The organism is Mycobacterium paragordonae (assembly GCF_003614435.1).
Taxonomy (GTDB): domain Bacteria; phylum Actinomycetota; class Actinomycetes; order Mycobacteriales; family Mycobacteriaceae; genus Mycobacterium; species Mycobacterium paragordonae.
On the sequence record NZ_CP025548.1, the window covers coordinates 51,763 to 76,977 of the forward strand.

At 64.8% G+C, this 25,215-nt stretch carries 29 protein-coding genes; 6 read left to right on the forward strand and 23 right to left on the reverse strand.

The window, feature by feature from the left end:
• Positions 1-5: 5 nt before the first annotated feature.
• Genes C0J29_RS31850 through C0J29_RS31865 form a run of 4 tightly spaced genes read right to left on the reverse strand, consistent with a single transcriptional unit; the run spans position 6 to position 3,951 of the window.
• Positions 6-1,214: a hypothetical protein gene (locus C0J29_RS31850; protein WP_162951686.1), complete on the reverse strand. Its 1,209-nt coding sequence runs from the start codon at positions 1,212-1,214 to the stop codon at positions 6-8.
• A 23-nt stretch (positions 1,215-1,237) separates the two neighbouring features.
• Entirely contained in the window at positions 1,238-2,719 is a 1,482-nt protein-coding gene (gene eccB, locus C0J29_RS31855) for a type VII secretion protein EccB (RefSeq protein WP_120795179.1), read from the reverse strand.
• An 18-nt stretch (positions 2,720-2,737) separates the two neighbouring features.
• On the reverse strand, positions 2,738-3,637 hold the full coding sequence (locus C0J29_RS31860; RefSeq protein ID WP_120795180.1) for a DUF4226 domain-containing protein: 900 nt from the start codon (positions 3,635-3,637) through the stop codon (positions 2,738-2,740).
• On the reverse strand, positions 3,634-3,951 hold the full coding sequence (locus tag C0J29_RS31865; protein WP_120795181.1) for a DUF2710 family protein: 318 nt from the start codon (positions 3,949-3,951) through the stop codon (positions 3,634-3,636). The genes C0J29_RS31860 and C0J29_RS31865 overlap by 4 nt, the downstream gene beginning before the upstream one ends.
• Positions 3,952-3,960: 9 nt before the next feature.
• Between C0J29_RS31865 and C0J29_RS33140 the strand changes: the two genes are divergently transcribed.
• The gene (locus C0J29_RS33140) at positions 3,961-4,272 is read left to right on the forward strand and encodes a hypothetical protein (RefSeq protein WP_162951687.1); all 312 of its coding nucleotides are present in this window, start codon (positions 3,961-3,963) and stop codon (positions 4,270-4,272) included.
• Here C0J29_RS33140 and C0J29_RS31870 read toward each other — a convergent pair.
• From C0J29_RS31870 to tnpA (C0J29_RS31965), 19 genes are all read right to left on the reverse strand, one after another.
• A complete protein-coding gene (locus C0J29_RS31870; protein ID WP_120795182.1) occupies positions 4,260-4,544 on the reverse strand; it encodes a DUF2694 family protein in 285 nt (94 codons plus the stop codon). The two genes, C0J29_RS33140 and C0J29_RS31870, sit on opposite strands and share 13 nt — an antisense overlap.
• Positions 4,545-4,552: 8 nt before the next feature.
• Positions 4,553-4,864: a type VII secretion target gene (locus C0J29_RS31875; RefSeq protein WP_120795183.1), complete on the reverse strand. Its 312-nt coding sequence runs from the start codon at positions 4,862-4,864 to the stop codon at positions 4,553-4,555.
• Between the two features lie 12 nt (positions 4,865-4,876).
• Entirely contained in the window at positions 4,877-6,961 is a 2,085-nt protein-coding gene (locus C0J29_RS34620) for a DUF4226 domain-containing protein (protein ID WP_162951688.1), read from the reverse strand.
• Positions 6,962-7,433: 472 nt separating this feature from the next.
• Complete coding sequence (locus tag C0J29_RS31885) at positions 7,434-8,687, reverse strand: RNA-guided endonuclease InsQ/TnpB family protein (protein ID WP_068023044.1); 1,254 nt, start codon at positions 8,685-8,687, stop codon at positions 7,434-7,436.
• A gap of 2 nt (positions 8,688-8,689) precedes the next feature.
• The gene (gene tnpA, locus C0J29_RS31890; RefSeq protein WP_082951979.1) at positions 8,690-9,088 is read right to left on the reverse strand and encodes an IS200/IS605 family transposase; all 399 of its coding nucleotides are present in this window, start codon (positions 9,086-9,088) and stop codon (positions 8,690-8,692) included.
• 165 nt (positions 9,089-9,253) lie between these two features.
• Positions 9,254-9,517, reverse strand: a complete 264-nt coding sequence (locus C0J29_RS31895; RefSeq protein WP_120795185.1) for a hypothetical protein — start codon at positions 9,515-9,517, stop codon at positions 9,254-9,256.
• A complete protein-coding gene (locus tag C0J29_RS31900) occupies positions 9,514-9,765 on the reverse strand; it encodes a hypothetical protein (RefSeq protein WP_242460736.1) in 252 nt (83 codons plus the stop codon). Before C0J29_RS31900 ends, C0J29_RS31895 begins: the two co-directional genes overlap by 4 nt.
• Positions 9,766-9,939: 174 nt before the next feature.
• Complete coding sequence (locus tag C0J29_RS31905) at positions 9,940-10,611, reverse strand: hypothetical protein (RefSeq protein ID WP_120795186.1); 672 nt, start codon at positions 10,609-10,611, stop codon at positions 9,940-9,942.
• Positions 10,608-12,617, reverse strand: a complete 2,010-nt coding sequence (locus tag C0J29_RS34625) for a DUF5631 domain-containing protein (RefSeq protein ID WP_120795187.1) — start codon at positions 12,615-12,617, stop codon at positions 10,608-10,610. Before C0J29_RS34625 ends, C0J29_RS31905 begins: the two co-directional genes overlap by 4 nt.
• On the reverse strand, positions 12,617-13,225 hold the full coding sequence (locus C0J29_RS31915; RefSeq protein WP_120795188.1) for a hypothetical protein: 609 nt from the start codon (positions 13,223-13,225) through the stop codon (positions 12,617-12,619). Before C0J29_RS31915 ends, C0J29_RS34625 begins: the two co-directional genes overlap by 1 nt.
• Positions 13,222-14,142 (reverse strand): hypothetical protein, encoded by a 921-nt coding sequence (locus C0J29_RS33145; RefSeq protein WP_162951689.1) that lies wholly within the window; start codon positions 14,140-14,142, stop codon positions 13,222-13,224. Before C0J29_RS33145 ends, C0J29_RS31915 begins: the two co-directional genes overlap by 4 nt.
• Entirely contained in the window at positions 14,139-14,372 is a 234-nt protein-coding gene (locus C0J29_RS33150) for a hypothetical protein (protein WP_162951690.1), read from the reverse strand. Before C0J29_RS33150 ends, C0J29_RS33145 begins: the two co-directional genes overlap by 4 nt.
• Positions 14,373-14,508: 136 nt before the next feature.
• Positions 14,509-15,762: an RNA-guided endonuclease InsQ/TnpB family protein gene (locus tag C0J29_RS31935; protein WP_068023044.1), complete on the reverse strand. Its 1,254-nt coding sequence runs from the start codon at positions 15,760-15,762 to the stop codon at positions 14,509-14,511.
• 2 nt (positions 15,763-15,764) lie between these two features.
• Complete coding sequence (gene tnpA, locus C0J29_RS31940) at positions 15,765-16,163, reverse strand: IS200/IS605 family transposase (RefSeq protein WP_082951979.1); 399 nt, start codon at positions 16,161-16,163, stop codon at positions 15,765-15,767.
• Positions 16,164-16,270: 107 nt separating this feature from the next.
• Positions 16,271-16,471 carry a ribbon-helix-helix domain-containing protein gene (locus tag C0J29_RS31945; protein ID WP_120795192.1) on the reverse strand — a complete coding sequence of 67 codons (201 nt, stop codon included), beginning with the start codon at positions 16,469-16,471 and terminating at the stop codon, positions 16,271-16,273.
• 1 nt (position 16,472) lies between these two features.
• On the reverse strand, positions 16,473-16,694 hold the full coding sequence (locus C0J29_RS31950; protein ID WP_120795193.1) for a hypothetical protein: 222 nt from the start codon (positions 16,692-16,694) through the stop codon (positions 16,473-16,475).
• A 164-nt stretch (positions 16,695-16,858) separates the two neighbouring features.
• Entirely contained in the window at positions 16,859-17,167 is a 309-nt protein-coding gene (locus tag C0J29_RS31955) for a type II toxin-antitoxin system PemK/MazF family toxin (protein ID WP_120795194.1), read from the reverse strand.
• Positions 17,164-17,391, reverse strand: a complete 228-nt coding sequence (locus tag C0J29_RS31960) for a hypothetical protein (protein WP_120795195.1) — start codon at positions 17,389-17,391, stop codon at positions 17,164-17,166. The genes C0J29_RS31955 and C0J29_RS31960 overlap by 4 nt, the downstream gene beginning before the upstream one ends.
• A gap of 165 nt (positions 17,392-17,556) precedes the next feature.
• On the reverse strand, positions 17,557-17,973 hold the full coding sequence (gene tnpA, locus C0J29_RS31965; protein ID WP_120795142.1) for an IS200/IS605 family transposase: 417 nt from the start codon (positions 17,971-17,973) through the stop codon (positions 17,557-17,559).
• Positions 17,974-17,995: 22 nt separating this feature from the next.
• On the opposite strand from tnpA (C0J29_RS31965), the gene C0J29_RS31970 reads away from it, so the two are divergent.
• The 5 genes from C0J29_RS31970 (at position 17,996) to C0J29_RS31990 (ending at position 25,193) form a co-directional block, all read left to right on the forward strand.
• A complete protein-coding gene (locus C0J29_RS31970) occupies positions 17,996-19,207 on the forward strand; it encodes an RNA-guided endonuclease InsQ/TnpB family protein (protein ID WP_120795143.1) in 1,212 nt (403 codons plus the stop codon).
• Between the two features lie 777 nt (positions 19,208-19,984).
• On the forward strand, positions 19,985-20,722 hold the full coding sequence (locus tag C0J29_RS31975) for a hypothetical protein (protein WP_011855061.1): 738 nt from the start codon (positions 19,985-19,987) through the stop codon (positions 20,720-20,722).
• A 49-nt stretch (positions 20,723-20,771) separates the two neighbouring features.
• Positions 20,772-22,022 (forward strand): ImmA/IrrE family metallo-endopeptidase, encoded by a 1,251-nt coding sequence (locus tag C0J29_RS31980; RefSeq protein WP_120795196.1) that lies wholly within the window; start codon positions 20,772-20,774, stop codon positions 22,020-22,022.
• Between the two features lie 26 nt (positions 22,023-22,048).
• Positions 22,049-23,254, forward strand: a complete 1,206-nt coding sequence (locus C0J29_RS31985) for a tyrosine-type recombinase/integrase (protein WP_120795197.1) — start codon at positions 22,049-22,051, stop codon at positions 23,252-23,254.
• A complete protein-coding gene (locus C0J29_RS31990; protein WP_242460741.1) occupies positions 23,241-25,193 on the forward strand; it encodes a tyrosine-type recombinase/integrase in 1,953 nt (650 codons plus the stop codon). Before C0J29_RS31985 ends, C0J29_RS31990 begins: the two co-directional genes overlap by 14 nt.
• Positions 25,194-25,215 lie beyond the last annotated feature (22 nt).

Below are 25,215 nucleotides of genomic sequence, written 5' to 3' on the forward strand. Positions count from 1 at the left end.
TCTGCTCAATTTCTCACCTCGAATATTTGCTCATCACCGAAACCCACTCCGGTTCCCCGTGACTCGGCCAATCGCAAGAACGTCACCGCCAAGAACCCGTCCTGGCCGGTGATCCCGTCCCATTGCGCGGCGGTGCCGCTGCTGTCGTCGACGATGATCCAGTGCACCAGACCGGCAAGCCGGGCCATCGCATCCCCGGAGGCATGCGGCGACTCAACCTCCAGCGGCGATGTCGCCCGAGAAAACCCTTCGTCGCCGGCCACTGAGGGCGGTTGTTCCCACCGCTCCCGATTGTGGATGTCATCAGCGAGCGCCTCGCGGATCTCGTCGGGAGTGTCAAAGACCATGCGCCGACGGCCACACGCGTCAACGAGATCATCGTGGCGATTGTGCGGCAGCCACTTGACCCAGTCCCACTGACGCGGCGACTGACTGACGATCGCGATCTTCACTTCGGCAGGGCTGTGATAAGTCGCGATCTGACACAGCATCGCCCGGGCCAGCCCCCCAACACACTCGTTGTCACCAACGAGGGCGAACCCGGGCTGTGAACGCAGGTTCACCACCTTGCCCAAACCATGGATCTTGGTCTGCACCAGCATGAACCGCCGCAGCGCGTTACCGGCGACGGGCTCGATCTCTTCCCCTTTGGGAATGTTCATGTCCTCCCAGCTGAACATCCCCTGATCGGCCTCCTGCACCCCGTTACCCAACCGCACGTCAAGGAAATCCGCATCCCTGGGACGACGCTGCCACATACTCTGTCCACCAATGATTTTCGGCAAACACCGAGGTAACGCGTTGGCCTCGCGATCCTCATCGAACCGCCGGCCAGACACCTCCTGGTTGCGGTCACGCTTTTGGTCCAGATCATCCATATAAAGCCGCCGGCCCTTATCCCGTTCGCCCCAGGTGCGCTTCTGGCGACGCCCGAAGCGCCCACTGTTCATCGCCATTAACCCGACCATCCCGAACATCGTGAAACCGGGAAACAGAAACCCCATGCCCGATCCCCGCAGGGTGAACATCACCAAGACGGTGCCGACGACACCGACGATGAGCACCGCCGGAAAAATCATCAACATCATGTTGCGGGGCTCAGGCTCGGGCACCGCCGCCGGAGCATTCGGTTGCAAGTGATACGGCTTAGTCTTGCTGGGCCTGACCCGCGCCGCGCGGATGAACCGCTTGGCCATCGTCGGTGTCACACTCACGACTGCATCCCTTCGTTCGCCACTTAGCTACCTGGTTGCCTCGGCAACGACCCGACCTGCCCACCAAAAACCGTGTCGCGCAGCGACATCGCGTTCTGTTTACTCAGCAAAGGCCCCTGGGCGAACATCCGCACAATGGCCCACGGCGCCTGCACCGCCAGCTTCGGATCCACCCCCAACGCCTGTAGTGTCTGGCCCTCGGTACTGATGCCATAACGCACACCCTGCGGGGAAATCCACCACAACGACTCACGCGTATCAGAAGCTTCCGCCGAACTTGTCACCGCCGCCAGATTCGCCGCGTCGGCCAACACCACCGCGTCGGTAGCCTCCACCGACGACGGATCACGATCGTCACGCACCAAATGAATCGGCTTGACCGATCCCGGCAGCGGCAGCCCTCGGCCCGAATGCACCACCACCTGCGCCTGACGATCCCCGCGACCCTTCTCCCACCCAACACAGGTCACCGGGTTGGCCTCCGCATCGACAAACGTCAGCGCCGACTTAGGATAGAACCCCACATTAAGCACATCGACCTGCGGAATGCTCACGATCTTGTCCGGCCCCAACACCCGCATCGTCGCATCGCCATAAGAGTTCGCGGTCCGCAACAAACCTGCGGTCAACCCGGAGACCGGTTGCAGACCCTTCATCAGCACCGCATAGAACTTCGCTTCGCCACTGCCGGTATCGCGCACTTCGATCACGCTGCCCACCCGCGCCCCGCCGAGCCCGGGCCACGGCGACTCCGCACCCGCATCAGGAACCACCGGCACCACAATCGGCTCCGTCGCCGGCAACGCATCGAAGAGCGCATTCGAAATCGGCACTGGCGCAACAACACCGGGATCAAGACCCAAACTCACCGTCACCGCGCGCTCCGCCAGGTCGACCCGGCTGCGCTGATGCCCCCACACCACGAATGACGACCCTGCGTGACTGACGAGGACCGCGTGCCCGTCGGCCAGCGCCGGCGCACCGCCGCCCAGGCGGCCCGCGATCACCGTCACCGACGCCGGACCACCACCGGAGCGCCGCGAGGGCGCCGTATCGCAAGCAGCCCACGCCGAGACCCCGCCACCGGTGACCGACATCTCTGACGGCGGCGCATCGGCGATACCCACCCGCGGCCCCGTGGGATACTTCGCGATCTCGGCCGCCGACACCATCTTCGGGGTCGCCGGCGAACCAGTCACCAGCCGCGCCGAAGTCAGGTTGAACGCCGGATATAACCGCCCCGCAACCAGCACATACACCGCACCGGTGTCACGATTGGCGATGATCGCCGACTCACCGACCATGCCGGCCGGTTTGAAGAGCCGGATCAGCACCATCAACAGACACAGCACCACCGTGATCGCAATCGATGCCAGCACCGCAGCCCGCTGCCGGCGATCGTCGTGACGCATACGCACCGAGAACCGCGTCACCGCCGCCGACAGCCGCCGCACATAAAACAGATAGCCGGAATTCTGCTCCCTGTTTGACAATGTCAAAGGCATCAATAACGCCCCTTCCGGTCACACATCACGCGCACCTGCAATATCCCGATAAAGACGCCCAGCCCGAGCCAGCTGACTCTGAATTTCCCTCAAATACGCCTGCCGGCCATGCGCGAACGCGGCATCAGCCGACGCCTCCCCCGGCCGCTGCTGCAGCCAAAAGATCGATTTCCAAATATCTGGTGACGCAGGCCCGCCTTTCGTCCCTAAACGATTGAAAAACTCTGAAATGTTCTGATTCGGATCATCCCGACCGGCGTAACCGGCATCCTGCTGGAACACCCCGTGCCACGCTCCGCCACCCCCGGACGCCGCCGGCGACAAGCCACTCTCCTGCAACCCCGCAGACAAAATCGCGATCGTCTGCCCCGGCGAATAGCCCCGCCGCCGGGCTTCGCGCACGATGGTCGCCGCGACGTCGCGCTGCGAGGAATCCCGCCGCAAACCCCCCACCGGCCCCAGCCGCGACCCTCCGTACGCATGGCGCCGCAGCGCCGCCCTCAGTGACCGCGCATGCCGCCGGGACCGCGAAATATGACCATGCTGATCCCGCACCCGCCCCGCCATCCGCCGATAGAACTCCCGTCTCCCCAACGGCGTGTCACCGGCCGGCGCCACATCAGCACGGGCAGCATCCAACACCACCGCAGAGCCCGTATGCCCCTGCTCGTGTGACGCCGCCAACCGAGTCAGCAAACCCCGCAACCGCTCATCATGCTCGGCCAACTCACGTAACCGCTGCACGCTCAACGACATTCGCGCCGACGGAATCCCCGGCACCCCGACAGAACCCGCGACCCGATCGGCCAACGCCCGCAAATCGCCGGAAGGGCCCAGCAAATCCCCAGCCGCACCGCGCGCACCATAAAGAGCGTGACCCCGCTGCAGCAGATCCAGACTCGCCTCCGGATCGGTCACGACACGTCCTCGGCGTCATCGTCGTCCTCGGCGGCACCGGCAGCCGCATCCCGCAAACTACCGAGCACCACATTGAGCCGCCGCTCAATCTCGATGTGCGAATACGCCATCAAGTCCGGGCTCAACCACAGCGACCCCAGGCCACCGTCACGATCCCCCACACCCTCAACACCGCCGTAGGAAGCCTCGAAATGCTCGCGCAACTGATCAGCGAGCTTGGCCTCCATACGCTCATAGGCCGCCCGAAGCTCATCCATCAGATCCCGAACAACGGGATCGAGCTCGTCGGCTCCCTCAAGAGCGAAATCGGCCACACTCACATTATGGACGCCGCAACCGACATTAATCAATTCACCCAACAATGCCGAAAGAAACACCGCCAGAAACTTGCTATGCTCTATACCGGCTGTCCGCCACTGGGCATTCTCCCCCGAAACCCAGTCGCGGACAGCCTCTTACACTTCTTGTATCCCACTACGTGGGAAAACGAAGACCCGGCAATCGCATCGGCTTCTTTAGCGTCGGACAACACCATTTATGAAGCCAGCCACGCAAAGAAAAACATCCACCACAGCCCGCTCTGGGACCATGAATGGCAGGATTCACAATGCCGCAGGCGCAATCACCAACGGTGATTGCGCAGCGCAGCTTCAGCGTCCGCGAGATCGTCGTAGGTCGGCAACGCCGCACTCGGCCGCTGACTCTTGGCAAGCAACTCCTCGCGCACTTCCATCAGCGCCTTCAGATGCGAGACCCGCCCGGTGAGCAAAATGGCTTCGGCAAGGGCGTTGGCGCTGGTGAACACGCTCATAGCCTCAGCGGTCAGTTGCACACCCTCCATGAGCCCGCCGCGTCCAGACCGGAACAAGATGCACCCACTGGGGTGCACAGCATCAAAGAGCGTCATCCGAGCGGCTAGGTCGACTCGGTGATTTGGGTAGCAGCGCTCTGCTCATGGCTCTCCCACGCATCGGCCAGGGCGTGCAGACCTGCGTGCAACGCAGCATGCTCGTGAGCCTGCTCGGTGTAGTCCGCGTGACGCTCCTCAAGCAGCCGGACAATCTCGGGAATGACCGGCGCATAGAGGGGCCCCAAACTGCGGACCCACCCGATGATGTCGTCATGGTTAGTAGGGATGCCAGTCAGAAACTCAGCAACCTCACCGTGAACGTCGCCGGCGGCACGCTGGTTTTCCGGAGAAACCTGAATGTGGTCTTGATTAGCCATGATCTTCCTTCGTTACCGGATCGGGGACGGGAAAGCCGGGGACGGGACAACCCCAGCAACCGGAGCAGCCGGAGCCGGGACAGCCGATGGAAGTGACGCTACCGGCAACGCGGGAGCTGCGGCAGCGGTCGGCGCCGGAGGATTCTGCCAACCCAGGAAACCGGGCTTCGCCGCAGCGGCTATCGGTTGCATTCGTCCGTCAACCCACGCCTTATCAGGCCCGAACGCGACGACAATGTCACCGTTGCTGTACGTGGCGTAGGACCCCACATGCAGTTGTCCCGGCGACAGCGGCGTCGCCGGCGGCGCCGTCGTCGGCGGAAGCACAATCTGGTGATTGCGGAACGCCTCAGCCGGGTTAGTACCAGACTGAATATCCTTCAGCGCCGCAGCCAACTGCGGATTATCAACCGTGACCGGGGTTCCATCAGCCAGCGTGATCGTGGTCGGACCCGCCCCGCCGGCGGGCGCGGGCGCCGCCCCCGCCGGCGTGGCCGCACCGGGCGCCCCAGCTACCGGTGCCGCCCCAGCCCCCGCGACCGGACTGGTCGGCGTGTCATGGGACGCTTCGCCGTGGTGCTCATTGCCAGCCGGCAACAGACTCGAGTCGCCGAACGCATCAGACAGATCCGCGTCGCCCCCATCCTCGTCCTGGTCGCTCTTACGATGACGACCCCGCCCATGACCACCCAACCCCTCACCCGTGCCCGACCCCAGCCCGCCAAGGCCCCCAAGCCCGGACCCCAAGCCACCACCCAACGAACCCGGGATCCCCGCCGCGGCCCCCGGCAGACCAGACAACCCGCCCAGCGCAGGACCAAGCCCGGACAACAACGGGTTGGCCCCACCCCCGAGGCCACCACCCAACGCATCACCCAACACATCACCGCCCCCGAGATCCCCACCAAGATCACCACCACCGCCGAGGATGTCCCCGCCACCACCACCGGCATCCGCCGCGACGGGCTGCACACCACCGGGCGCGGCCGCCGGGGCCGGACTGCCCCCGGCAGGCGCACCACCCGGCGTCTCCGTCTCACGCAGGTTCGGACGGTTCACAATGGCATCAGTCAACGCCGCAAACGCCTCACGCTGCGATTGCGCATCCAGCGACGCAGTGCTGAGAATCTCAGCGATCTTGGCAAGCTTGGCGTTGATATATCGCTGAAACTCCTGCTTACCCGCCGGAGTGTCGAGATCCGGCTTCCCATTGATGACCTCCTCGACGTCACGCTGCAGCGCATTAAGCGCAGCAGCCCCTTCCGCCGTGGTCGCATGCGCACCCAGCAACGCCTCAGCTAGCCGACGGTCAGCCTCAAGTGCCTTATCGTTACGGTCCTGCAAACTGTTTTCCAACTTCTTGGCAGCCGCCGCCGCCGCGCCGGAATTCTGCTCGCCAGTCAGCACCGCCCGCGGATCAGGCGACCCCCCGGGCGCACCACCGGATCCCCCGGGTGCCGCCTGCGGATTCTCATACTGCTGCTGGGTTATCGGATGACCATTCTTATCGAAATATTTACGCGCACCCGTCGCCGGATCAGAGATCTCGTAATAATCACCATTCTTATTCTTCGGAGTCGACACAGATCCAGTCGTATGCCAACCATCAGGACGCGGCAGAGCGGATTGCTGAGAACCGATCTGCTCACCCCGAGAATTGATCGGAAAATAACGACCATCCTTCAACACGTAACCCGCGGGAGCAAACGCAGGCGCCGTCGGCAAAAAATCAGAACCCGCCGGCGCAAAACGCCCATCCGGATAGGCCAGCCAATTGCGACCATGATCGCGGTAGACCAGAGCTCCATCCGACGGAAGCCGCGCGCCATCACCAAACGTGAGGTAACGCTCCAGCCCATGCCCCTGCGGATTCTGCCCATACCCCCACGTAATGTTCGGATCCCCATACTGAGTCCGCGCCGCCGCCAACACCCGATCCCAGCACCCGTCAGAACCCGAAATAGAAAACCCCGGATCCGACCCAGGTGCCCGCCACGTCAAGATGTTGTTAGTGACATTACTGTCATTCGCCTCGATCCAGCGTGTGTCGTGCGCACCGGACCCATCATTGAACAGCGTCGGTGAATCAGTGGTCACCGAAGCCACCTACCGTCGTGCACAACCCCCGACGTCACCGTAGGCGGCGGCAACGGATTATCGGGAAAAATTTCCCGCGCACGCTGCAACAGTCCAAAAAACTCATCCAACTGGGCCTGCACATCCGCATGCTCACCTGCAAAAGTCGCCATACAACCATTTTAACGAACCCCAGAAAACGCAACAAGTCGCACAACTCGTTTAATACTTCACAGGACGCACGACCATTCCCAGATTGCACACCCAACCATCAAACGCGCGCGGAAACAAACAATCCGGCTCAACGCACGCCGCCTGGCTATAGCCGACGCAACCCGCACCCGTGCCGCCAGCCTTCGAATGCGACTACTCGAAACTCACGGCGAGTTGCCGGATCAACTGAGCGTATTCCGATTCAGTCTGCTCGATCGCGATTTCCATACGCTCTATTGACGTTCCTCCCCACGGCTGAAGCCGGGGGGATTCCAACCTGTTAGACGGGTTGGAGCAGTAATTCCTCGCGGTTTCCTGCTGGTTCCTGCGTCGGCGTCTCTGCAGCACCCGAGGGCACCGCAGATTCTCGGCAGGCGGTGACCGCAAGCCCTGCGGCCAGGATGTTTTTGGCGGCGTTTATGTCCGCGTGCTCGGCGGGGCGTGAGCAGTGGGTGCAACGGAAGACCGCTTGGCTCTCGCGGGATTTCGGGTCCACATGCCCACACGCCGAGCAGCGTTGTGACGTGAACGCTGCCGGAACTTTCACCACTTCTGTCCCGGTGTAGCGGGACACAGACCGTAACGCTTGCTCGAACCGGTACCAGCCTTTCGACAAGATTGCTTTGTTCAGGCCCGACTTGGCAGCGGCGCCGTTCGGCAGAAAACTGCCCGGGTTGTTCGGGTCCGGGACGGGCTGCGCCCGCCGGGTCATGTTCTTGGCCGGCAGCTTCTCCAGCACCACCACCGCGTTGTTCTGCGCTAGCTGGTGGGCAGTTTTCTGGCAGAAATCCAACCGCCGGCGACGCTCCCGAGCCCGCACCTTCGCCAGGGCTGCACAAGTCTTGTTGCGGTTAGCCGAGCCCTTCGCGGCTCGTGACAGCGTCCGCTGCAACGCCACCGTGCGGCGTTGCTCGCCGGTGGTGACGAACGCCCGGTCCAGCAGCTCACCGTCGCTGGTGGCCACCGCCACCACCACCCCGCGGTCCACACCCACCGCCGACCTGGGAGCAGCATGGGTTGCCGGCTTCTCGGCCGCGTCCTCGACCAGCAAAGAGACATACCAGTGCTGGCCCTCACGGCTGAGGGTGGCCGAGCGGATGGTTTCACCATCCAAGCTGCGGGTCTGCCGGAACTTCACCCACCCGAGCTTGGGCAGCTTCACCCGAGAATGGCGGCGGTTGAGCTTCTCCACCGCCATCTTGTTCCCTTCGGGAAACCGGAACGATGGCGACCACCGCCGCGCTGAACGCCACCGCACACCGAAGGTGCCATGCTCACGGCATGCCCTGTCCAGGTCCATCAACGTCTGCTGCAGACAATGCCCTGGAACGTCTTTCAACCATGGGTGCTCGACCTTGGCCTCGGCCAGCTCATGAGCTTGAGGCCCGTAATTCATCCACGCCCCACGGCGGCGGTACTCACGGCGTTGTTCCAGCCCGGTGTTGAACACCGCCCGACACACTGCACCGATCCGCTCAGCGTATTCGGCTTGTTCGTCGGTGAACTCGATACGAAACCGCCTCCCCGCCAACATATTCAGCGGTCCTTCTGCGTCTCGACGTACCGCTTGATCACCGACAACGGTGCACCACCGACGGTGGCGACGAAGTACGAGTTGGTCCACAGTGACGGCAACCGCGATTTCAGCCACGGGAACTCTTCACGCAGCACCCGCGAGGAGCGGCCCTTGATGGCCTTCACCAACTTGTGCACCCCGAACTGGGGATCCACCTCCACCAGTAGATGCACGTGATCAGGCATGGTCTCCAACTCGATCAACCATGCCCCCTTCTCCGTGATCACCTCGGCGATGATCTCTTTCAAGCGTTGCTCCATCCGCCCGCCGATCACTCGGCGGCGGTACTTCGGGCACCACACCACGTGATACGCGCACTGGAACGCGATATTCGCGTTCGTCCGCAACGTAACACCCACAACCGACAACATTAGACAGGCAATACCTATCTAATTACGCCAACACGCCGAACCACACGGGGCAGCGGGCACCACAAGCACGGGACTTGACGCGCTCACCCCCAGGGTTAAAACCCGGGGTCCGCCGCGCTACCTAGCTTCGATCGGTCGATTGCTGCCCCGCTGCTATGTGTGCGGGAAGATGGCCTCGATGCGCGGGCCGTCCGTGGACCAGAACACCTTGTAGGGCGGATGGCCAATGACCGGTAACCGCATGCGAATACCGTCGGAAGTGGTGATCGCCGTGGAGAGGGACTGCGCCTGTCCGGGTAGTCGGAAGATCAACTCGATGGTGTCCAGGATGCTGTTGTACAAGTCGGGGTCTGGGCCTTTCTCCAGCTCGTCGAGCTGGGCGTCGGCGACCTGGGAGTAATCGCCCTCCACGCTCACGTTCTGCGGGCCCGTGCGCGACGTACCGTCGGGGATGCGGTGGCGCGCGCGAGGAGTCCGCGCAGCTCGGGATCGGTGTCGAATTCATGTTGGGCGTTGGTTACGACTTGTGCTGGCTGCAAAAGGATGCTGCCATCGGGGTTTTCGCGCACTAAAAAGCGTTGGTTGGGCCGGCCGGGCAACACTGCGCGGCTACGGCTATCGGTTTCCACGAATGCAAGTTCGGTCACCACATCACCATAGCCCATTTTCCCACTGTGGGCATTATCCCTGCGTTGGACGCCGTCTGTGGGCACCTTTCCCGGAAACCTGATTCCGGACAGTCGAACCGGACAAGACGGGGGCCGGGCTCGAACACTGCTGTGCGGTGACCCCTCGGGGCGCACTGATGGGCGCCTTTCGTCACCGTGACGGCGCTGCCGTTAGTCGATCCAATATTGCGGGAGCCGCTGCATGCTCGTGCAGAACGAGGGCCCCGCGAGTTCGACCCTGGCTCGACGGGTCGCCGGCGAATCGGCCGGCCACGTCGACACCCGCTTGGTGAACCATGCCTGCCAGTCCACATCATCGCCACCGGCCGCCAGGCCCGCTAGGTACGAGGCGGTCAGACGGTCACGGGCTTGAATGAACAGGTTGGCCTGCAAGATCCGGCTGCGGTCATTCATCTCGGCGTTGTTGTCCAGGACCACTCGATCCCACAACTGCTGCCCACCTGGTGCGACGCTGCGCACCCGCAAAATCCCGGCTAGGGACTTCACGGCAAGCTCTTCACGGTCGAGAAGCTGACGCGTCGCCTCGCTGTAACGCTGCATCGCAACATTCCGCGAGTCCACGTACCATGCACTCAAGGCTTCACGCCAACCCAAGCCGCGACCCGGTTCCCAAGCCGCAGAAGGCATTTCCCTGATCGCGTGCAGCGCCAGCTGCTCAGCGTCACTGTAGACCGCACCGCCGGTGTGTCCCCCCGCTCCGATCGGCAGACAGACCTCGTCTCGCCAGGTGACAGTCAACGTTCCGTTACGCGCCCGCCCGAGAATATCTTCTATCAGCGACGCACTCAGCGTGTTAAAATAGGTGCCGCCAACGTAATTCACGTCCGAACGGTGGTTCCGAACCAGCGGAAGTGGTAGTCGGCGAGCATCAGCTGATCGTTGTGCACGGCGTCGATCGCTGCGAGCAGCATCCAGTTGCCCAGCTCGTGGGCGTTGACTTCGCCGTCGCTGCGGGCGTAGTCGGCCAGCACCAGCTGCCGTTGTGCGTCCATCGCCCCGTGCAGCTCGACGAGCTCGGCGGGCAACGCGCCGCCGCCTTTGGCCCAGGCGGTGGCCAGGGTGTGCGCCACCCGCGGCAGCCCGTCACGCCACTGGGTGGCTTGCCGCAGCTGCCAACCCAAATCTGACACCGGCGCCAACTTGCGCGGGGTATCCGACAACTCCACACCGGCCACACCGGAGGTGTCGTGCCCGGGCGCCAGTTCAGTGTGAAACCCGCTGCCGCGCACCAAATCCCGCAATGACACCAACGCTCCGGGCGCCGGCAGGTCCGCGGACCGCGGCACGCCGACTCCGGGCGGCACCCATCCGCCACCAAGATCGGTGGCCACCATGGTCACCCCATCCGGGCGAGACGCAGCAACCCACCGCAGCCGCGGCTCCTGAGCCGCCATCGCACCCGCGAAGTCATCGCAGCGGGCCTGCTCGACCGAGTCGGCCGCCACCTTGCCGGCGGCCGCACCCGCCGATGCCGCCGCGGCCTGACCCAACACCACTCCCCCACCAGACGGTCCGGCCACGGGGGCAGGTGTCACCGCGGCCACGGTGCGCACCAGCGCCGGACCGGGCACCGGCGCCGCCGGCGCCGAACCCAGCACCGGACCAGGCGTCGGCGCCAACGGCGGAGACGCCGGCGCCGTGGCTGCGACCATCCGCACATCTGAGCCGTACGGCGGCAGCGGCCCATGCGGTTCCGGCGTCATCGGCGTCATCGGTGTCATCGGGGCAGCGGGGGCCGCAGCAGCGGGAGGCGGAGCCGTCACCGGCGCCGCGGGCGCCGCGTGGGACACCATCGCACCACCGTGATCCATCACCGGCGCCACCGCCGGCGCGACCGGCGCACCTGCCGCCGCGATGTGCGGTGCAATCACCACGGGGGCGACGACCGTCGGAACCGCACGCGCGGCCCCGGACAGGGCAGCTGACACGGCGCCACCGGGGTTGAAACCAGCTGGGATGGGCGCCTTGGCCTCAGCAGAGGCAGCCGCGCCGCCGGCCACGCCCGGGGCGCCGGACACGATCGGCGCCGCAGGCACCCGCGGTGCTGCTGGGGCGGCCGGAGCAGCCGGCGCTGAAGGCGCGGGCGCTGTAGGTGCGGGGGGCGACACCAGCTGTCCGGCCAAGCCACCGCCAGCTCCATCCGGCAACGGCGGGGATGAAGGACCGACGTATTCGTGTCCGAGTGTGCGAGTGGGTGGGGCGGGTGCGGCCGGCGGCGGTCCCCCGGTGCCGAACCCGGCGGCGGTGACCTTCGGTGTTTTGCCGTGCGGCGTGAGGTGCGAATGAATGCTCTGCATTTCCCGGCCGTGCGCACGCGCCATACCAGCCAGCATCTGTTGGCCGGCGGCCAACATCTCGGCCTCAGCGCAGGCATACACCCGCTGATAATCTTCCGTCGCCTCCGCCAGGATCACCGCCTTCGCCGCTTCCCGTTGCGCCGCAGAGCCTTTGAGCTTCGCGATCTGTTGGTGAGCATCGACGACGATTCTGCGGACGCTGGAGTCCAGCGCGGTGTAGATGTCGGCCGCCTGGGCGTAGCCGCGAGCTTTCGCGTCATGGCCGTCGGCGTTGTTAGAGTGCGTGACCCGTGCCCGCTGATGCGCCTGCATCAGATTGTCCGCGGACACACCGGCCACATCAGCGCCTGCCAACATCTCAAAGATCTGCTGCTGATTGGCCGCAGCCTCCGTGTGGATCTCGGCGAAGCTATCGCGCTTGGCCGAATGCATCTGGCCATGCTCGCTGCCCGGATTCCAGACGTTACCCGCCGAGATCACCGTCGCATACGGCAGCGCACGCCAGTCCGCACCACCCATCACACCCGCCATTACGCGCAACTCCGCTCGATTTGGCCGTAACTCGTCGTCATCGCCGCATGCGCCCGGTCCAACTGATCGATATCCGTCGAACTACCGAAAGCATCCGCGGCGCCAGCTGCATACGCTGTTACCGCGTTCCGAAGCTCACTCGGCGCAGCCGGGTCGACCCGGGTCGGCAACCACGTAGACGCCGCCAAGTAATCACTCGCGACCAACGACCGGCGCGACCACCCCAGCGCGTCATCCGGACCAGTCGGCGGTGGCCAGTTTGTTTCGGTAAGCAGCCGTTCGTGGATGGTTTTCGCTGCGTTGCAGGCTTTCTCCTTGGCTGCTGTCACCTGATCGTTGGTGAAGGTGGGTGCTGCGGGAGTGGTCGGTCGCGCTGTCGCGGGTGCGGGGGCCGGGCCCGGGCGCAGTAGCGCGACGAGCAGCGCTGCGGCGGCCAGTACCACGGCCAGGGCTGCGAGGGTCAGCGTCAGCGCGCCGGTGCGGCGGCGCGGTGGGGGCATGTGTGGCGGCAGCATCGGTGGTGGTGGTGCCGGCTGCTGCGGGGTGTGTGGTTGGGCGTAGGCGGGTGGCGGCATGCCCACATCGATGCCCGGATGCGTTTGGGTCATGTTGTTTTCGCCTCCTTGTCTTTGGCGGTGGCGGAGTTTTGTGCGGTGGCGGCGGATTTCGGCCCGAGCCGTACCCGGTTGACGACGGGGGCGTCGAGGCGGTCGGCGACGAAGCGGCCCACGACGGGTTTGGCGTTGGCGATGGTCGGTGGTTGCACTTTCTTGGTGACCTGGTTCTTGTCGCCGCCGGCGGCGGCGCCGCCCATGCCGGGTGCCATCGGCATCATCGGCATGCCCATCCCGGTTTGCGCGGCTGGTGTGGCGGCCGGTGCCGGGGTGATCGGGGGTGCGGCTGCGGCTGGGAAGGTGGCGGCTGCCGGCAGCTGCGGTGGCGCCAGGTAGGTGGCGGGCAGTGTGGTGCCTTCGCCTCCTGCTCCCCCGCCTCCGCCTTCGCCGTCGCCTCCACCGCCGCCGCTGCCGAAGTCGCCGTCGCCGAACGCGTCGTCGAAGCCGGCGTCCTCGTCGTCGTCCCATTCGCCGTCGTCGCCGGCGGCGTTGGTGGCTGAGGTCAACATGGTTTGCATGGCCTGGGTTCCCGCTTGCGCCATCGATTGAGGGATCGCGGCCAGGCCGCCCAGCATGCCGGTCAGACCGCCCATGATGCCGGTCAGTGCTTGTGGCACAGCTTGACTCATTTGCGTGAGCATTTGCTGGGATTGTTCGTCGTTGGCGGGGAATTTGCCGAGGATGTCGCCGTATTGGTCGGCGCGGTCGCCTTGTTGCTCGGCGACGTCGCCGTCGTTCTCGCCGTCGTCGGAGTTGGCCGCGCTGACCAGTGCGTTGTAGGCGGCATCGAGCGATCCCATCGGGGGGTGCGGCACATCGGGTGCGACCGGCGGTGCCGGCGCATCAGCGAACTGGCCGCCCAGATACGGTGCGGTCGCGAAGGTGATCTGGCCGCCGCCTGCGGTGGTCATAGCTTCTCCAGGATTGCTTGGGAGGTGAGTGTTTGCCTGGCCTGCCACATCGCTTTGCAGGCGGCGTCGTTGAGTTGGTCGTCGCTGTTGATCGCGGAGACCAGCGCGGCGTAGGCGGCGTCGAGGGGACCCGCTACTGGCGGTAGCGCGTCAGGGACGGTAGCAGGCGGAGGAGCGTCCAGGGCCATGTTCAGCAGCAGCGTGCCGACCTCCTGGGCGGTGTTATCCATACAGAGCCCCCTCGTTTCCTATCCTCCCAGCGTAGATGCCATCACGGACACGCGAAAGTCGTTTGGAATGCTTCGCCTTGCTGCGGTGTCTCTTGACGTTCCTCCCCACGGCTGAAGCCGGGGGGATTCCAACCTGTTAGACGGGTTGGAGCAGTAATTCCTCGCGGTTTCCTGCTGGTTCCTGCGTCGGCGTCTCTGCAGCACCCGAGGGCACCGCAGATTCTCGGCAGGCGGTGACCGCAAGCCCTGCGGCCAGGATGTTTTTGGCGGCGTTTATGTCCGCGTGCTCGGCGGGGCGTGAGCAGTGGGTGCAACGGAAGACCGCTTGGCTCTCGCGGGATTTCGGGTCCACATGCCCACACGCCGAGCAGCGTTGTGACGTGAACGCTGCCGGAACTTTCACCACTTCTGTCCCGGTGTAGCGGGACACAGACCGTAACGCTTGCTCGAACCGGTACCAGCCTTTCGACAAGATTGCTTTGTTCAGGCCCGACTTGGCAGCGGCGCCGTTCGGCAGAAAACTGCCCGGGTTGTTCGGGTCCGGGACGGGCTGCGCCCGCCGGGTCATGTTCTTGGCCGGCAGCTTCTCCAGCACCACCACCGCGTTGTTCTGCGCTAGCTGGTGGGCAGTTTTCTGGCAGAAATCCAACCGCCGGCGACGCTCCCGAGCCCGCACCTTCGCCAGGGCTGCACAAGTCTTGTTGCGGTTAGCCGAGCCCTTCGCGGCTCGTGACAGCGTCCGCTGCAACGCCACCGTGCGGCGTTGCTCGCCGGTGGTGACGAACGCCCGGTCCAGCAGCTCACCGTCGCTGGTGGCCACCGCCACCACCACCCCGCGGTCCACACCCACCGCCGACCTGGGAGCAGCATGGGTTGCCGGCTTCTCGGCCGCGTCCTCGACCAGCAAAGAGACATACCAGTGCTGGCCCTCACGGCTGAGGGTGGCCGAGCGGATGGTTTCACCATCCAAGCTGCGGGTCTGCCGGAACTTCACCCACCCGAGCTTGGGCAGCTTCACCCGAGAATGGCGGCGGTTGAGCTTCTCCACCGCCATCTTGTTCCCTTCGGGAAACCGGAACGATGGCGACCACCGCCGCGCTGAACGCCACCGCACACCGAAGGTGCCATGCTCACGGCATGCCCTGTCCAGGTCCATCAACGTCTGCTGCAGACAATGCCCTGGAACGTCTTTCAACCATGGGTGCTCGACCTTGGCCTCGGCCAGCTCATGAGCTTGAGGCCCGTAATTCATCCACGCCCCACGGCGGCGGTACTCACGGCGTTGTTCCAGCCCGGTGTTGAACACCGCCCGACACACTGCACCGATCCGCTCAGCGTATTCGGCTTGTTCGTCGGTGAACTCGATACGAAACCGCCTCCCCGCCAACATATTCAGCGGTCCTTCTGCGTCTCGACGTACCGCTTGATCACCGACAACGGTGCACCACCGACGGTGGCGACGAAGTACGAGTTGGTCCACAGTGACGGCAACCGCGATTTCAGCCACGGGAACTCTTCACGCAGCACCCGCGAGGAGCGGCCCTTGATGGCCTTCACCAACTTGTGCACCCCGAACTGGGGATCCACCTCCACCAGTAGATGCACGTGATCAGGCATGGTCTCCAACTCGATCAACCATGCCCCCTTCTCCGTGATCACCTCGGCGATGATCTCTTTCAAGCGTTGCTCCATCCGCCCGCCGATCACTCGGCGGCGGTACTTCGGGCACCACACCACGTGATACGCGCACTGGAACGCGATATTCGCGTTCGTCCGCAACGTAACACCCACAACCGACAACATTAGACAGGCAATACCTATCTAATTACGCCAACACGCCGAACCACACGGGGCAGCGGGCACCACAAGCACGGGACTTGACGCGCTCACCCCCAGGGTTAAAACCCGGGGTCCGCCGCGCTACCTAGCTTCGATCGCTGCGCACTGTGCAGCGCTCGCTGTACCAGTTGGCGGACCGCTTCGGCGCGCTTGATACCTTCGCCGGCGGCGTAGGCGTCGACCTTGGCCAGGAGCTCGTCGCCTAGACGTATGTTGACGGGCCGCCCCACTTCGGGGCGGCCCACGGGCTGTTCCCCCATGTCAGATGGCGTTGTGGTGTTCGGCGAGCCATGCGCAATTGGCGGCGGCGCGTGCCTGAGCTTCTGTAGCGAAGCGCTTGCGGATGATGTATCGCTCCCCGATTCCGGAGATGTGCTGGAAGTTTCCGACGCCGTACTTGCCGCGTTCTTTGACGATGATGATGCCTGCGCGGTTGGTGAGGGTGCTGCTTTTGTAGTAGGCGCTTGCGATCACGTTGCTCATGCCATTAACACTACCGTTTATTGCTCGATTTATCAATACCGTTTATCCAGACAGGTTATTGCCGTTCCTCGGCGCGCATGCGCTCCAACAGCGTCCCGGCCTCCGGGCCGTCGCCCGGTCGCCCGCGTTCGTGTCGAGCATGCCGCGGTGCTTGAGCGGCGATGTTATCGCTCCGGTGTCGCGAGGATTCGGAAAAGCATGGTGTTGACGTCGGTGAGTGCTTGTACTCCGACGTTGTTCTGGAACGCTTGGAGGCGTGATTTCCGGAGGCTGGTAATCAGACCTGTTGCGGCCCAATGGCCGTCGCCGAGATTGACTCCGAATCCGGTGTCTGGCTCGCCGGTCAAAACCGGGACAGCGATCACCGTCGGTTCTGTGGGAATCTCGTTATAGACCGTGGAGGACATGATCAGCACCCGCGTTGGAGCGCCGGTGTCTAGAGTCCAGATGTCGCCTCGGCGGGGGACGGTCATCCGACCAGGTCGTCGAGATTGCGGTCGGCCCAGTCCTCGGCGAATGCGGCGACCTCGGGGTTGTTCGTCAAAAACTGGTGGTGCGCGAGGCAGCGTCGGCGCATGTCTTCGGCGTCAAGCAACTCCTCGATCCAGGCGTTCATCGAGCGCTCGTCGGCTTCAGCGTGACGTTTGACTGCTTCGTAGGCCGACTCCGACAAGCGAAGGGTGATGATACGTGCCATCACACGATGGTAGCAGCGTTTGACAGCAGCCCTTGTGTCTCGGTCCCAGGCCATATGATGACCGCACCCGCGTTGTTGAGTGCGTTGACCGGAATCTTGGGCGCAAGCCCCGGACTTCAGTCCGGGGTGAGCCCATCCCGTCTGTCGGCGGGCGTTGCTCGACGCTCAGAGTGGTCGGGCTTGTCCGTCGATGTACTGCTTGATGATCGACAAGGGTGCGCCTCCGCAGGAGACGGCGAAGTAGGACGGCGACCAGAGGTGTCCGCGCATGCGGGCGCGGACACAGGTGCCGGTGTATTCGCGGCGGATGGAGTGGGCGGTGCGGCCCTTGAGTCGCTGGACCAGCGTGGAGACTGCCAGCGTGGGCGGGTAGGAGACGAGCAGGTGCACGTGGTCGGCTTCGCCGTTGAACTCGACCAACTCGGTGCCCAGTTCGGTGCAGGCATCGCGCATGATGTTTTCGCAGTGGGTGAGCATGGCGTCGGTGAACACCGGTCGCCGGTACTTCGTCACGAACACCACGTGGGCGTGCAGCAGCGACACGCTGTGCCGGGCACGGCGATAGCTCGGGGTTGTTGTCATAGGCGGCCTTTACAGTCGGGGGATGCAGATGCGCTACCGGTATCGCATCGAACCGACATCGGCCCAGCAGGAGATGCTGGCGCGGGTGTTCGGGTGCTGCCGGGTGGTGTTCAACGACGCGCTGAGAGTCCGCGACGAGGCGTATGGGGCTCGGGTGAAGTTGTCCGACAGCGAGATTCAGCGCTGCGTGATCACCGCGGCCAAGACCACTACCGAGCGAGCCTGGTTGTGCGAGGTGCCGAGTGTGGCGTTGGTGCAGTCGGTCAACGACTCCCGCCGCGCCTGGCGCAATTTCTTCGACTCAACCAGTGGGAAACGTCGGGGTCGGCGGGTGGGCCGGCCGCGGTTCAAATCCCGCAAGGATCACCGGCAGTCGTTTCGGCTTACCCGCAACGGGTTCAGCCTGAAAGCCAACGGCCGGCTGTTCGTGGCCAAAGTCGGCGAGGTGCGGGTGCGCTGGTCACGCGAGCTACCCAGCACGCCGTCGTCGGTCACGATCATTCGGGAACCCGATGGCCATTTCTACGCCAGTTTCGTTGTCGACGTTGGGGCCTCACCGCTGCCCGTGGTGGACCGGGAGGTCGGTGTGGATGTAGGGGTCGCTCGGTTGGCCACGACCGCCACCACCGATGGCCGTCGGGCCGATGTCGTCAATCCGAAGCATTTGGGTCGCAAGCTGCGGAAGCTGCGGCGGTTGGAGCGGGAGAAGTCTCGACGGCAGAAAGGATCGGCCAGCAGGGACAAGTCGCGGCGCAAGGTAGCCGTCGCGCACAACAAGGTTGCCCGTGCTCGGCGGGACTATCACCACAAGCAGGCTTTGGCGTTGGTTCGCGAGAATCAAGTGATCCACGTCGAAGACCTCAACATCGTGGGGATGGTCAGAAACCGTCGTCTGGCACGGGCAATCAGCGATGCCGGATGGGGTCAGTTCGTGCGGATCATCGACGAGAAAGCCGACCGCTACGGCCGCACCGTGCACACCGTGTCGCGGTGGCTGGCATCGAGCAAAACCTGCTCGGACTGTGGGCACCGACTCGACGAACTGCCACTGCAGATTCGGTCGTGGACGTGCCCGAAGTGCCGAGTGGTCCACGACCGCGACCACAACGCCGCCAAGACCATTCTCGCTGCCGGGCGGGCAGAGAGACGAAACGCCGGTGGAGCCTCGGTAAGTCCTCCCACCACTCGGGAGGCGCGGGGCGACGAAGCAGGAAGCACCCCAACAGCGGCGTAGCCGCACGGGAATCCCCGCCATTCATGGCGGGGAGCACGTCAAGGCATGCACAGCCTGCGCCTGGTCGATTGAGTCTGGTTCGCTGCGATTGCGCGTGTGTGCGAAACTTTCTGCGATCGTATTTCTGGCCCGGTCGTCGTCATCGCCGGTCTTTCCGAACCGGGTCCAGTCGATCTTGTATCCCATTGCCGTTGTCTCCCTAGGTCTAACCGATGCCGGACTATTCGTCCGCGGATTCCCGCCCTCGTCGTCGATTCCCAACTTATCTGGAATAGGGTTTGGGTTGATCGCGATAGATGCTGGTTGTGACGACTGGTACATGTAGAGGGCGTCCAGGCGACGGGCCCAGCGTTGTACACATGTGGTCAACGTTCACCGCGGGCGCAGACCGGCAGCGGCGCTCGGGCCGGTTGTGACCGTGGCGTGGGTCGTCAGTAAGGTGCACACGGCCTTTCCGCTGCCGATCCGAGCGACACGCCGATTACCTCCTGAGTCACATTCGCCCCATCGGTCACACTCGACACGTGTTTGCGCGGTGCGCTCCGGCCGGCCAGCCCATGCGCCATCGGGCTGAGGCTCCGCGCGCCGCCTGGGGTGCGGCCACGTGCGGGTTTGGAGCTCGAATTGGTGACGCGAATCGCGCGAAAGTGCCGTGTTTGCAGTGCATTTGACGTCTTACACATGTAGAATTCAATTATGACGAGGCACCAAGAATGACACCCCGACACGCGGCGCGCCTACCCGGTGATGTAGGTAAAACCATGCAGAATTTCTGCCATGGCGGTTCCGTTGGAGTTGCTGAGGCGGCTGGTGGTCCAGCATCGTGTGGCGTTGGCCATGCTGCTGGGCGAGATCGGGCTGGCGTTCGACAAGACCTTGGCCTCGTGGGCAGAAGAGTTTCCCGATCCGATGAGGTTGCACGGCGGAACGCTGTGTTCGGATGTGCGGACCAGGGTGTTGGCGATGAACGCGATCGATGCGCGCTCTCGGTTCGACAACCCGCCGCGCACACCGTCGCGGAGCGCATCGTGCGGGCCGGATTCGACACTGCAGATGTCGTCGGGTCCGGGGGTTTCGGTGCGATTCGGCGATTCAGATATGGCGTTCGCGCGGGTGCGCCATATGTCGCCGAAGGAGGCCGAGGCGCTCGGGGCGGTGGTGCAGCAGTTGGCGATGCCGGCGCCGAAGCCGGGGCGGCAGATGGTGCTCGACGACGACGAGCCGGAGTCGCAGCGGGTGATGGGCCCGCCGGGGATCGGGCAGAACTGGGATTTGGTCCTGTACTGGTGGGAGACCCCGGGCCGGTTGTCGGTGGCCGGAGGCATCCTGGCGATGGTCGAGGAGATCGACACGTCCGACGAGCGGATTGTGGCGTTCGTCGATCTGCCGGCGGCGATCCGACCGAAGACAGCGGCCGAGATTGCTCAGCAGGACGTCGAGGACGACGAGGACGACCGCGACTTCGACGAGCAGTGGCCCGAAAACCCTTCTGCGGGCGAGGATTCGGGGGCTTAGGCGATGGCGTGCTACCGGCCGGAGGCTACCGGGGACGAGGTGGTCGGCGATGACAACCGTCGAGGTGTTCGGCGTCCGGGTCCGCCAGGCCCGGGTGTTGCGGCGACTGTCGGGCACGGCGGTGATGGATCACATGGGGTGGCGCTCGCCTCGGCAGACCCGGTTGGAGCAGGCCGAAACCGCGCTGCTGGATGCTACCGAGTTCAACCGGCTGGCGACGTTGTTGCGGTTCCCGGCGGCGTTTTTCACCACTGCCCCGGTATCGCGAGTGTTCGCTCACGACTTGCTGTTTCGCGCACCGAAATCCACCAGGGTCACCGAGAAGGAGTACCTGGCGGTGTTCGCCAATGTGGTGGGTGATCTGCTCGATCAGCTCAACGGGCAGGCCAAGTTGCCCGCGGTGCGTCTGGAGCCGCTGCCGGCGGGTACCGATGTGGTGACCGCGGCGGCCCAGGCCCGCCAGTGGTTGGGCGTGGAGCCGGGGGTGCCGATCAAGTCGTTGACCTACGAGCTGGAGGCTGCCGGCGTTCCAGTGGTGTTGCGGATGAAGCATTCTCGTATCTCGGGCAGTGTCGACTGGGACAGTGAGGATGAGGATCCGGCCGGAGCGTTGACTGAGAAGCATTTGGGGTGCTCGGCGCGTACCGGTGCCTACCGGGAGCGACCGGTGGTGTTGTTGCGGGCACTGGATTCCTGGGAGCGCACGCGCTGGACGATCGCCCATGAGATCGGGCATTTGGTGTTGCACCGGTATGGCGATGTGAGCGATGCGGAGGAGCGTGAGGCCTCCCGGTTCGCCTCGGAGTTGTTGGCGCCGGCCGAGGCGATCGCACCGGAGATTCCGGTGGCCCCGACTTTGAACGATTTGGTCGATGTGAAGTTGAAGTGGCGGATCTCGTTGGGGGCGTTGATTTTGCACTTGCGCGAGTCGAAGCTGATCGACAATGCGCGGGCGGAGACATTGCAGAAGCAGCTGTATACCAGGATCAACACCGATACCGGGCACACGTGGGGTAAGACCGAGCCGGGTTGGGATGCGCGTAAGCCGGAGCGGCCGCGGTTGCTGCGCAAATGGATCGAGGCCTGCTATGGCACCGCGTCGGCCGAGGCGTTGATGGCGCACAACCTGATTTTCCCGGCGGATCTGATGGCCGATGTGTTGGCCGGTCAGCGTGACGCCCCGGGGCGGGCTCGGCTTCGGGTGGCCCGGGTCAAGAGTGCCGGTGATGGCGACGGCGAGGGGCCCGGTGATGGTGGGCAGATCGTGGTGCCGTTTGAACGGGCCCGCCGGCAGGCCTAGAGAAGCGGTCGGGGGCGGTCGGGGGGATGTCACGCACACAGCGGGTTGCTGTGACCGATCGGCCCGACACCTACACGGTGCTGGGCGCCGATGGCCTGCCGGTCAGGGCGGCTGAGGAGTTCTTGCAGTTTCTGCGCGATGATGAGGCCTCGCCGAACACCGTCAAGGCGTATGCGGCCGGGTTGGCGGCGTGGTGGACGGTGTTGGAACACACCGGCACGGATTGGCGTGAGATCTCCACGGGATTGTTCGGCCAGTTTCTGGCTTATCTGCGCACCGGCGATCTGCCGGGCACCGCGCGCATCGGAGCACCGCAAGGCTGGCTGAGTCCGGCGAGCACGCAGTTGCGGGCGGCGGCGGTGCTGGCGTGCTATCGCTTCCATGCCGATGCGCACGGCCTGGCTGGGCCGTATCAGCGGCTGTTCATCAGTCGCGGCAAGCGCTCCCGGTCACGGTATGTGCCGATGCTGGCCGGGGTGGGGTCGCCGCGGGTCAAGGACCGACCGGTCTACACGGTGCGCCGCGGCAACCGGGCGGCGACACCGGTGTTGTTGCCCGCCCAGGTCAGCGCGATCCTCGACGGCTGCGCCACCCAGAGTGGGCAGCAGTGGTCGGGGCCGGACTCGGGGTTGCGGGACCGGTTGCTGTTCGCGGTGCTGGCCGAGACCGGGATGCGCCTGGGTGAGGCGTTGTCGTTGCGGCACCAGGATTTTCATATCGGCGCCGGGGGCACACCGTTTATCGATGTGGCCGCGCGCCAGGACCATCCGCGCGGGGTGCGCGGTAAGACGCTGCGGGCCCGCCGGATCTATATCGGGGATGACCTGGAGGCACTGTATTCGGCATATGTGTGGCATCTGGTGGACCGCGGGGCCGATCTGGTGGTGCCGGATCTGGACACCCATTTTGTGTTCGTCAACCTGGTCCGTGGCCAGCGGTTCGCCCCGACGCGACCCGAAACCGTCTACGCCAAAGTCGATTCCCTGACCTATCGGTGCCCTGCGCTGCCGCGGCAGTGGACGCCGCACTGGCTGCGCCACACCCATGCCACCGCGCTGCTGCTCTCGGGCGCCCCGCCGCATGTGGTGATGCGCCGGCTGGGTCATGCCGACATTCAGACCACGCTGTCGACCTACGGGTGGGTCACCGAGGACGCCGAGATGCGCACCCTGGCTCAGTGGCGCAACTACGTGGCCGGATGGAAAGGCGTGCACCATGATTCCTCCGACTGATCCGCCGGCGGCGGTGACCGGGGCGGGACCGCTGGGGGCCGCGCACCCGTGGGAAGCGCAGTGGGCTCGGGTTCCCACACCGTGGCGGCGCTCGGTCTACCGGATCGCCACCGCCCCGTTTGACGAGGTGTTCGTCTTCGCAAGCCAGTACCGCCGCCCCGAATACGCCGAGACCGAACGCGACTACACACCGATGGGTGCGCCGGTGCGTTTCGGCCAGGAGATCGCCTGGTGGGTGTGGCTGTGCTGGGATCAACAGCTGCGCAAGATCGAGCCGTCGCTGCTGGGCTGGCTGGCCCGCGCGCTGCCGGGCGCAATCGCCGAGCACACCAGTCGCACCGGGTCTTCGCCGGTCAGCGTCGCTGAGCTGGACCCGACCGAGATGATGCGGCAGGCCACGCTGGTGTTTGAACGGCGCAACCACCGGTTGCCCTCGGCCGGTTCGCGGCGCAACATCGGCCACCTGATCGAGCATCTGCACCTGAGCGTGGCGGTGCGCTGCACCGAGGCCCCGTGGTGGTCGCATGACATCTGGGATCTGCGTGCTGATCCGCGGATTCCGCAACGCGATCATGAACCCAGCCACGACAAGACGGTCCGGCTGCGCGGCATCGAACCGGCCTGGCTGCGTGAAGGATTGCGGTTCTGGCTGCGCAGCGCCTTGACCTACGATCTGCTGACCTGGTCCTCGGTCACCGACCGGTGCCGCAATCTGGGATCGCAGCTGGGCCGGTTCACCCGCAGCCACGGCCACCTCGACGACCCCCTGTTCAGTACCGATCCCGATCGGTTGCGGCAGGTGTTCGTCGATTACCTGGAGTATCTGCGCTCCCCGCAGGCCGCCACCCACTCGCACCGTTTGACCGCGGGCACCGTGGCCAGCCTGCAAGCCCAAACCCAGGCGTTCTACACGTTCATGCACGATCACGCCGCCGAAGCGGCCACCGCCACCGGCAACCCCCGGTGGCGCCAAGCCACGCTGACCCACACCGCGTTGTGGTCGCCGCTGAACGCTCCGCGCCGGCGCCGCGGTGAACGCGACCTGACTTGGTATTCGACCGGGGATTTGCAGCGCATGCTGACCTACCTGGACGTGCTGGCCGCCGATGCCAAGGCCAAGGTGGTGCTGACCCGGGCGGATGGGAATCTGACCGTCCTGCCGGGCCTGGGCGATCCGCAGGCCGCGCGGGTGTGGCTGCTGCAAGCGCTGACCGGGCGGCGCGCCTCCGAAATCCTCATGCTCGACCACGACCCGCTTGAGGCGATTCCCGGACACGACCGTCCCGTGGGCAGCCAACCCGACAGTGCGGCGTTCGTGGCCCGGCTGCGCTATCAGCAGACCAAAGTCGACGGGGTCATCCCGACCATCCTGGTGGAGCAGGCCGTCGTCGACATCATCACCGAACAGCAAGACTGGCTCAAAGCCACCTACCCGCAACTGAATCCGCGGTATCTGTTTCTGGGGCTGAAAAACCAATACCGCGGCCAGCGGCCGCGGCCCTACACCACCTACCGCACGATGCTGGAAAAGCTCGACGCAATGCACTCGATGACCGATCACGCGGGCCGGCCGCTGCGGTTCACCCAAACCCATCGGCTGCGCCATACCCGGGCCACCGAGCTACTCAACGACGGCGTCCCGTTTCACGTCGTTCAGCGCTACCTCGGGCATAAGAGCCCGGAGATGACCGCCCGGTATGCGGCCACCCTGGCAGCCACCGCCGAAGCAGAATTCCTCAAGCACAAAAAGATCGGTGCACATGGCGCCGAGGTGGATATCGCCCCGCACGACATCTACGAGATGACTCAGCTGGCCGCGCGCACCGACCGGGTGCTACCCAACGGGGTGTGTCTGCTGCCGCCGCTGAAGACCTGCGACAAGGGCAACGCCCCGTTGACTGAACTAACTGACCGATTCGCGTGGCGTTTGGCCGCGTGATGCATCAGCCCCGATAACTTGC

Coding starts and splice junctions, on each gene's coding strand:
- eccB (WP_120795179.1), bottom strand. CDS start 2,719: ATGCCTTTGACATTGTCAAACAGGGAGCAGAATTCCGGCTATCTGTTT.
- C0J29_RS33140 (WP_162951687.1), top strand. CDS start 3,961: ATGGACGCCGCAACCGACATTAATCAATTCACCCAACAATGCCGAAAG.
- C0J29_RS31870 (WP_120795182.1), bottom strand. CDS start 4,544: ATGACGCTCTTTGATGCTGTGCACCCCAGTGGGTGCATCTTGTTCCGG.
- C0J29_RS31875 (WP_120795183.1), bottom strand. CDS start 4,864: ATGGCTAATCAAGACCACATTCAGGTTTCTCCGGAAAACCAGCGTGCC.
- C0J29_RS31885 (WP_068023044.1), bottom strand. CDS start 8,687: ATGTTGGCGGGGAGGCGGTTTCGTATCGAGTTCACCGACGAACAAGCC.
- C0J29_RS31900 (WP_242460736.1), bottom strand. CDS start 9,765: ATGGGCTATGGTGATGTGGTGACCGAACTTGCATTCGTGGAAACCGAT.
- C0J29_RS34625 (WP_120795187.1), bottom strand. CDS start 12,617: ATGGCGGGTGTGATGGGTGGTGCGGACTGGCGTGCGCTGCCGTATGCG.
- C0J29_RS31915 (WP_120795188.1), bottom strand. CDS start 13,225: ATGACCCAAACGCATCCGGGCATCGATGTGGGCATGCCGCCACCCGCC.
- C0J29_RS33145 (WP_162951689.1), bottom strand. CDS start 14,142: ATGACCACCGCAGGCGGCGGCCAGATCACCTTCGCGACCGCACCGTAT.
- C0J29_RS33150 (WP_162951690.1), bottom strand. CDS start 14,372: ATGGATAACACCGCCCAGGAGGTCGGCACGCTGCTGCTGAACATGGCC.
- C0J29_RS31935 (WP_068023044.1), bottom strand. CDS start 15,762: ATGTTGGCGGGGAGGCGGTTTCGTATCGAGTTCACCGACGAACAAGCC.
- C0J29_RS31945 (WP_120795192.1), bottom strand. CDS start 16,471: ATGGGGGAACAGCCCGTGGGCCGCCCCGAAGTGGGGCGGCCCGTCAAC.
- C0J29_RS31950 (WP_120795193.1), bottom strand. CDS start 16,694: ATGAGCAACGTGATCGCAAGCGCCTACTACAAAAGCAGCACCCTCACC.
- C0J29_RS31955 (WP_120795194.1), bottom strand. CDS start 17,167: ATGACCGTCCCCCGCCGAGGCGACATCTGGACTCTAGACACCGGCGCT.
- C0J29_RS31960 (WP_120795195.1), bottom strand. CDS start 17,391: ATGGCACGTATCATCACCCTTCGCTTGTCGGAGTCGGCCTACGAAGCA.
- tnpA (WP_120795142.1), bottom strand. CDS start 17,973: ATGACAACAACCCCGAGCTATCGCCGTGCCCGGCACAGCGTGTCGCTG.
- C0J29_RS31970 (WP_120795143.1), top strand. CDS start 17,996: ATGCAGATGCGCTACCGGTATCGCATCGAACCGACATCGGCCCAGCAG.
- C0J29_RS31975 (WP_011855061.1), top strand. CDS start 19,985: ATGGCGGTTCCGTTGGAGTTGCTGAGGCGGCTGGTGGTCCAGCATCGT.
- C0J29_RS31980 (WP_120795196.1), top strand. CDS start 20,772: ATGACAACCGTCGAGGTGTTCGGCGTCCGGGTCCGCCAGGCCCGGGTG.
- C0J29_RS31985 (WP_120795197.1), top strand. CDS start 22,049: ATGTCACGCACACAGCGGGTTGCTGTGACCGATCGGCCCGACACCTAC.